Here is an 885-nt window from a genome sequence, read left to right on the forward strand (position 1 = left end):
CCTAGACCCTAGACCCTAGACCCTAGACCCTAGACCCTAGACCCTAGACCCTAGACCCTAGRCCCTAGACCTAGACCCTAGACCCTGACAGCACAGACTGAAAATTATTATTCTGATCCCTTGAAACCCATTTCTAGGCCTTATATCTAATTAGGAAGAGGGATGGCTAGCTTGCTCAACAAGAGAAGAACAGCACCTCTGGCATCGCTAAACCAGATCGCTCAAGAGAGGACTACTGAGTTTAGCCACTCAATTTGACCCTAGATTCGACACCATGTCCCGTCCCCAATCCTTGGGTTGTGGAGTGGATTATCGAATCCCTTAGCTCGGCGTTGCTTGCATAAACACGCCAATAATATAGGTTTATCTGGGCTAAGACTATTGACTTAATAAGAGGATAGGATTATGCGTAATGTAGATTTCTCACCACTATACCGTAATGCGATTGGTTTTGACCGTCTGTTCAACCTGATGGAAGCCAGCGCAGCCAAAAACGTCTGGCGGTTACCCTCATACCAACATTGAGCAAAAAGATGAGCACAACTACCGCATTACGATGGCAGTTGCTAGGTTTTGCTGAAGATCAGCTCGATTTGACGCAAAACGAAAACATGTTGATCGTGAAGGGTGAACGCAAAGCCGAAGAAGGCAAAAACTACGTTTATCAAGGCATTGCAGAGCGCGACTTTGAGCGTAAATTCCAGCTAGCGGATTACGTCAAAGTGGTGGGTGCATCGATGGAAAATGGCTTACTGCACATCGATTTGGTGCGTGAAATTCCAGAAGCGATGCAACCACGTAAAATTGCCATTGGTGGCACTAAACTGCTTGAGAATTAATGCTCTTGGTGTTGGCTCTTATTGAGTCGAGAGGGCGGGCGACCAA

Annotated in this window: 1 pseudogene; it reads left to right on the forward strand. The window is 46.7% G+C overall.

Annotated elements, in window-relative coordinates:
• Positions 1-405 precede the first annotated feature (405 nt).
• A pseudogene (locus CIK04_RS30405) lies at positions 406-839 on the forward strand (Hsp20 family protein).
• The last annotated feature ends 46 nt before the right edge of the window (positions 840-885 follow it).

The organism is Vibrio sp. 03_296, assembly GCF_002265885.1.